The sequence below is a fragment of the Pseudonocardia sp. KRD291 genome (assembly GCF_019263595.1).
Lineage (GTDB): Bacteria > Actinomycetota > Actinomycetes > Mycobacteriales > Pseudonocardiaceae > Pseudonocardia.
The window spans coordinates 1-5,357 of record NZ_JADQDD010000367.1 but is presented as its reverse complement, the minus strand read 5'-3'; the positions used below and the strand labels follow the sequence as shown (position 1 = coordinate 5,357).

The window sequence follows — 5,357 nt, the reverse complement described above, 5'->3', positions numbered from 1 at the left end:
GCTAGGGCGCCGCGCAGCACCGGGCGGCGGCGGACGAACCGCAGGCCGTCGGCCGCCGCGCGGAACCCGGCCGCGACGGGCGTGCCGCTCCCCGCCGGTTCGCCTCTCGCCGGTCCCTCCGCCGGTCCGCCTGCCGCTCCACCCGGCGCCGACGGCCGGCTCCGCGGTAGCCGGGCGACGCCGAGCAGTGAGATCGCGATCAGCACCGCGTCCGTGCCGTAGGCGACACCGGTGCCCCACCGTGCGATCACCAGCCCGGCCAGCGCGGGGCCGACCAGCGTCGCGGCCTGCGCGCTCAGGTGGCTCAACGCGACCCCGGCCGGAACCTGCCCCGCCGGAAGCAACGTGGCGAGGAACGTGCGCCGGGCCGACCAGCCCAGGGAGCCGCACGCCGTCTGCGCGCCGACCAGCCCCAGCACCAGGACCGCCGACCCGACGCCCGTCGCGGACTGCGTGGCCAGCAGCACGGCCGCGAGGACGGCCCCGGTGCTCGTCACGAGCACCAGCCGGCGCCGGTCGACGGTGTCCGCGAGCGTGCCGCCGACCAGCCCGAACACCGCCGTTGCGACGCCGGTGACCAGCCCGATCGCACCGACGCTCAGCGGGTCGCGGGTGAGCTCCCAGACGTCGACGAGCACCGCGACGACGGCGACCCGGCCGCCGAGCATCTGCGCCGTCGTCCCGATCCACAGCAGACGGAAGTCGCGGTGTCGCAGAGGTCGCCGGTCCAGGAGCCGGTCCAGGAGGTTCATTGCCCGGGGCGGTCGGGGCCGGAGAGGTCGGGTCGGGGGCTGTCGGGCCCGGGGTGGTCGAGCTCGTCGGTGATGCGGTCGAGGAAGGCGCGGCGACGCAGGGCGGTCTCCATGTCGTCGATCCAGCGCTGCAGGGGTTGGGACAGCTCCGCCTGTAGCCCGGCGAACGCCCGCTCCGTCGCCCGCCACTCGGCCTCCAGGAAGGGGACCAGGTCGCGGCCCTGCCCGGTCAGCGAGACCAGTCGGGTCCGTGCGTCCGGGCCGGGCGCGGTCTCGACGAGCCCCTCGCCGCGCAGTGCGGTCACGGTCTGGCTCATCGCCGAGTGCGTCACGTCGATCTCCGCGGCGAGTGCCTTCACCGACATCGGGCCGCGGTGGTGCAGGCGGATCAGCGCCATCGTGAACCGCGGCCGCACACCCGTGACGCCCTCGCGGGCGTAGAGGCGGGCGATCTCGTCGTTGAGCCCGTCGAGGAGCTGCTTCAACGGCTTCAGCGCGCTCTCGAGCGTCGGGTCCTCGCCGGTGGAACCCGGTTCCGAAGATGTCACAGCGCTAATGTAACAGCGCTGATGCAATGTGTCGCCCGGCTGCCTGCGCGCCCGGACGGGCCGGTGGAACACTGGTCGGCGTGTCGCTGGTGCTGGGGATCGAGACGTCCTGCGACGAGACCGGGGCCGGTCTCGTCGCCGACGGGGTGCTGCTCGGGGACGGGCTCGCCTCCAGCGCGGACGAGCACGCGCGCTTCGGCGGGGTCGTGCCGGAGGTGGCCGCGCGGGCGCACGTCAGCGCCGTCGTGCCGATGGTGCGGATGGCCGTCGAGCGGGCCGGGGTGGCGCTGTCGGACGTCGACGCCGTCGCGGTGACGGCGGGGCCGGGCCTCTCGCCCGCGCTGCACGTCGGCGTGGCCGCGGCCAAGGCGTACGCGACCGCACTCGGGGTGCCGCTGCACGGCGTGCACCACCTGGCCGGGCACGCCGCCGTCGACGTCCTCGAGCACGGGCCGCTGCCCCCGCGCTGCGTGGCGCTGATCGTCTCCGGCGGGCACACGTCGCTGCTCTCGATCGGCGACCTGGCCCTCGACCCGGTCGTGCACCTCGGCGACACCGTCGACGACGCCGCCGGCGAGGCCTTCGACAAGGTCGCCCGCCTGCTCGGCCTGCCCTACCCGGGCGGCCCCGCCATCTCGAAGGCCGCGCTCGAGGGTGATCCGCACGCGGTGGCGTTCCCGCGCCCGATGACCGGCCCGCGCGACGCCCCGTTCGGTTTCTCCTTCTCCGGTCTCAAGACCGCCGTGGCCCGGCACGTCGAGGCCGCGCAGGACGGCGGCCGTGCGGTCGCCGTGCCGGACGTCGCGGCGTCGTTCCAGCAGGCGGTGGTCGACGTGCTGGTGCGCAAGGCCGTGCGCGCGTGCCGCGAGCAGGGGGCCGACACCCTGCTGATGGTCGGCGGGGTCGCGGCGAACCGGGCCCTGCGCGACGGGATGGAGGCGGCTTGCACGGCCGCCGGCATCACGCTGCGGGTCCCCGTCCCTCGGCTGTGCACCGACAACGGCGCCATGATCGCCGCGCTGGGTGACCTGCTGGTGCGGGCGGACGTCGCACCCGCCGGGCTGGCGTCGACCGCGGTCCCGTCGGTCGAGCTGACCGGTGCGCTCGTCCCCGTCCCGCTGCCGGCGGAGATCACCTCGTAAGCTCCGCGGGTGCCCGCCGACCGACGACTGCTCCTCGTCCACGCCCACCCGGACGACGAGACGCTCACGACCGGCGGCACGATCGCGCGTTACGCGGCCGATCCGCGGACCGACGTCACGGTCGTGACCGCGACGCTCGGCGAGGAGGGCGAGGTGATCCCGCCGGAGCTGGCCGGGCTCGCCCCGGACCGCGCCGACCAGCTCGGCGGCTACCGCATCGGCGAGCTGGCGGACGCGCTCACCGCACTCGGGTCGCCGCGGCACCGGTTCCTCGGCGGCACCGGCCGGTGGCGCGACAGCGGGATGGTGCTGGCCGGGCACGGCACCCGCGCCGCGCTCCCGCCGCAGCTGCACCCGCGCGCGTTCGCGGCGCCGGAGCCGTTCGGGACCCAGCTCGCCCAGCTGCTCGAGATCGTCGACGAGGTGCGCCCGCAGGTGCTGGTCGGCTACGCCGACGACGGCGGGTACGGGCACCCGGACCACGTGCGCGTGCACGAGATCTGCGCGGCCGCCGCCGCGGCCCGGCCGGACGTCGTCGCGAAGCTGTACTACGCCGTGCAGTCCCGCTCCGAGCTCGACGCCGGGATCGCCCGGCTCACCGGCCGGTCCGGGCTCCCGTTCACCGAGCCCGGCCCGGACGAGCTGCCCAGCGTCGCCGACACCGAGGTCACCACCCGGATCGACGTCTCGCCGGCGCGGGCCGCGCGGGTCGCCGCGATGCGGGCGCACGCCACCCAGATCTCGGTCTGGGACGACCCGGCCGACCCCGGGTTCGTCGTCTACGCGATGAGCAACGAGGTGGCCCAGCCGATGCTCGGGGTCGAGGAGTTCGTGCTCGCCGGGGCGGGCCCCGGTTACCTGACCGAGCGGCACGGCCGGGCCGAGACCGACCTGTTCGAAGGGATCGACCCGTGACCCGCACACCGATGCTGCTGGCGCTGCTGGTGATCTCGATCCTGCTGGCGGTGCTGGAGCTGATGTTCCAGTCGCTCTACATCGGCCCGGTGCCGGTACCGGCGGGGACGCTGATGATCCTGCTGACGATGCCGTGGCTGGTCCGCGCCACGGTCGCCGAACTGCCGAGTGCCGGCGGTGCTGCCGCGCCGATCCTGGTCTGGTTCCTGACCACGGCCGTCGTGGGTGCCTTCGGCCCCGGCGGGGACATGCTGCTGCCGCTGAGCTGGCAGACGCTGCTGCTGCTGTTCACCGGCGTCGCCGTCGGCATGGTCTGCTTCCGGCGGGCGGTCGACCGCCTGGCCGGGGAGGCTGCGGGGGCACGCCCCGGCGCCGGGACCGGTCCGGCGACGACCACCAGGAAGGCGCGACCGTGAGCGAGAACGGCCCGACCGGTAGCGGTTCGACCAGCAGGGGCCCGATCAGCGACGACGCGATCGTCACCATCCTGCGCCCGTTCGTCCGGGCCACCCGGCCGGTGCTCGACGGGCTGCGCGAGACCGACCCGTTCGGGCTGCGGTCCCGCGTCGGCCCGGACGCCGTGGCCGGCACCGAGGTCGAGCCGGAGGAGCGCACGCTCTCCGACAAGATCCTCGACGCGCTCGCGTCGGTGCAGGTGCCGGGTACGTCGGCCTGGGCGGCGATGGACGTCGAGCAGCGCGAGCACTGGTGGGTCTACCGGGTCGGTCGCTTCACCACGCTGATCGCCGCCATCCCGGGTCTCGGGGGCGCGCTGGCCCGCACGCTGCCGGTGTCGGCGGCGGTGGGCGCGGCCGGGCAGGGGCTGCTGCTGGTGGCCGTGGCCGGCGAGCACGGCGTCCGCGAGGAGCGCCAGCTCGTCTCGCTGCTCGCCTCGGTGTTGTTCCGGCGCGACATCGCCCCGGTCGAGAACCTGAGCGCGGAGGACGACGCCGCCGCCGACGCGAAGGCGGCCGAGCTGACCGGCGACCTGCACGGCGGAGGGCGCGGCGCCGGGACGACGCTGCGCCGGGTCGGATCCGCGGTATGGCGTCTCGGCCGGGCACTGTGGTCGGTCGAGGACGAGCTGGACAAGCGCCCGCACGGCCGCTTCTACCACGAGTGGCTCGGCCTGCTGCCCGTCGTCGGGGTGCTGGGCAAGTACCTGGGGGAGTGGTCCGGTCTCAAGCGCTCGGCCCGGGCCGGGCGCCTGTGGCTGACCCGCCGGGGGCTCGCCCAGTCCTGACCGGGCGCCTGACCGGTGGCGTGCGGTTTCAGGCCGATGCGTCCGGCCCGGGCACCAGATAGTGGTAGCGGTGGTGCTCGGTGCAGCCCAGCCGGGCGTAGAGGGCGCGGGCCGCCTCGTTGTGCAGCGCGACCTGCAGCACGGCGAACCGGGCCTCCCGCCGCAGGCCCCACGCGGCGGCGTCCGCGGTCAGCCGGGCCGCGACGCCGGTGCGCCGCGCCGCGGGGTCGGTGTGCAGCCGGGACAGGTAGAGGTGGTCGGCCACGACGGTCGCCCGGACCGCGCCGAGCGCCGGCCCGCCCCCGGCCTCGTTCTCCGGACCGCCGCGGCGGGCCAGGCCGAAGCCGGACTCCGGCCCGTCCGGTCCGGGGACGAGCACCGCATCCCGCGTCGCGGCGACCGGGTCGTCCGGGGTCTCCCCGAACAGGTCCCACCACGCGGCCGGCGGCACGGCGGTGAACGTGGTGCCGACGCCAGTTCCGAAGCCACCGCCGGGGGCGCCTGCCCGCGCGAGCCCGTCCAGGTCCGCGACCAGCGTCGCCACCTCCGAACCCTCCGCACGTCCGGCCTCGAGCACCCAGCCGGCCTCCCGTACCCGGTTCGACCACGGCGAGCCCTCCGGGGCAGCCACGACCGGCGCGATCCCGTGCTCGGCGGCGAACGCCCGCACCTCGGCCAGGGCGTCCGGCACGGACATGCCCGGGTCGGCCGCGGCCAGCGCGGAGTTCGCCCGGTGGGTGAACCCGCCCGCCGCGCG

The 5,357-nt window shown here is 75.9% G+C and carries 7 protein-coding genes; 4 read left to right on the top strand and 3 right to left on the bottom strand.

The window, feature by feature from the left end:
- The coding region (locus I4I78_RS29810; protein ID WP_218614841.1) for an MFS transporter at nt 1-752 on the bottom strand (752 nt) is incomplete at its 3' end.
- Nucleotides 749-1,300: a MarR family winged helix-turn-helix transcriptional regulator gene (locus I4I78_RS29805; RefSeq protein WP_218614840.1), complete on the bottom strand. Its 552-nt coding sequence runs from the start codon at nt 1,298-1,300 to the stop codon at nt 749-751. The genes I4I78_RS29810 and I4I78_RS29805, both read right to left, overlap by 4 nt.
- 26 nt (nt 1,301-1,326) lie before the next feature.
- Between I4I78_RS29805 and tsaD the strand changes: the two genes are divergently transcribed.
- From tsaD to I4I78_RS29785, 4 genes are read left to right on the top strand one after another with little or no spacing between them, the layout of a single operon-like run.
- Nucleotides 1,327-2,442, top strand: coding sequence for a tRNA (adenosine(37)-N6)-threonylcarbamoyltransferase complex transferase subunit TsaD (gene tsaD / locus I4I78_RS29800; protein WP_218614839.1), 1,116 nt, complete (start codon nt 1,327-1,329; stop codon nt 2,440-2,442).
- Between the two features lie 9 nt (nt 2,443-2,451).
- The gene (mshB, locus tag I4I78_RS29795) at nt 2,452-3,357 is read left to right on the top strand and encodes an N-acetyl-1-D-myo-inositol-2-amino-2-deoxy-alpha-D-glucopyranoside deacetylase (protein WP_218614838.1); all 906 of its coding nucleotides are present in this window, start codon (nt 2,452-2,454) and stop codon (nt 3,355-3,357) included.
- Complete coding sequence (locus I4I78_RS29790; protein ID WP_218614837.1) at nt 3,354-3,773, top strand: hypothetical protein; 420 nt, start codon at nt 3,354-3,356, stop codon at nt 3,771-3,773. Before mshB ends, I4I78_RS29790 begins: the two co-directional genes overlap by 4 nt.
- A complete protein-coding gene (locus I4I78_RS29785) occupies nt 3,770-4,600 on the top strand; it encodes a hypothetical protein (protein ID WP_308252439.1) in 831 nt (276 codons plus the stop codon). The genes I4I78_RS29790 and I4I78_RS29785 overlap by 4 nt, the downstream gene beginning before the upstream one ends.
- Nucleotides 4,601-4,628: 28 nt before the next feature.
- Here the strand turns inward: I4I78_RS29785 and I4I78_RS29780 are convergent.
- Nucleotides 4,629-5,357, bottom strand: a 729-nt coding sequence (locus tag I4I78_RS29780) for an N-acetyltransferase (RefSeq protein ID WP_218614836.1), incomplete at its 5' end; no start/stop codon positions are given.

Coding starts and splice junctions, on each gene's coding strand:
- tsaD (WP_218614839.1), top strand. CDS start 1,327: ATGTGTCGCCCGGCTGCCTGCGCGCCCGGACGGGCCGGTGGAACACTG.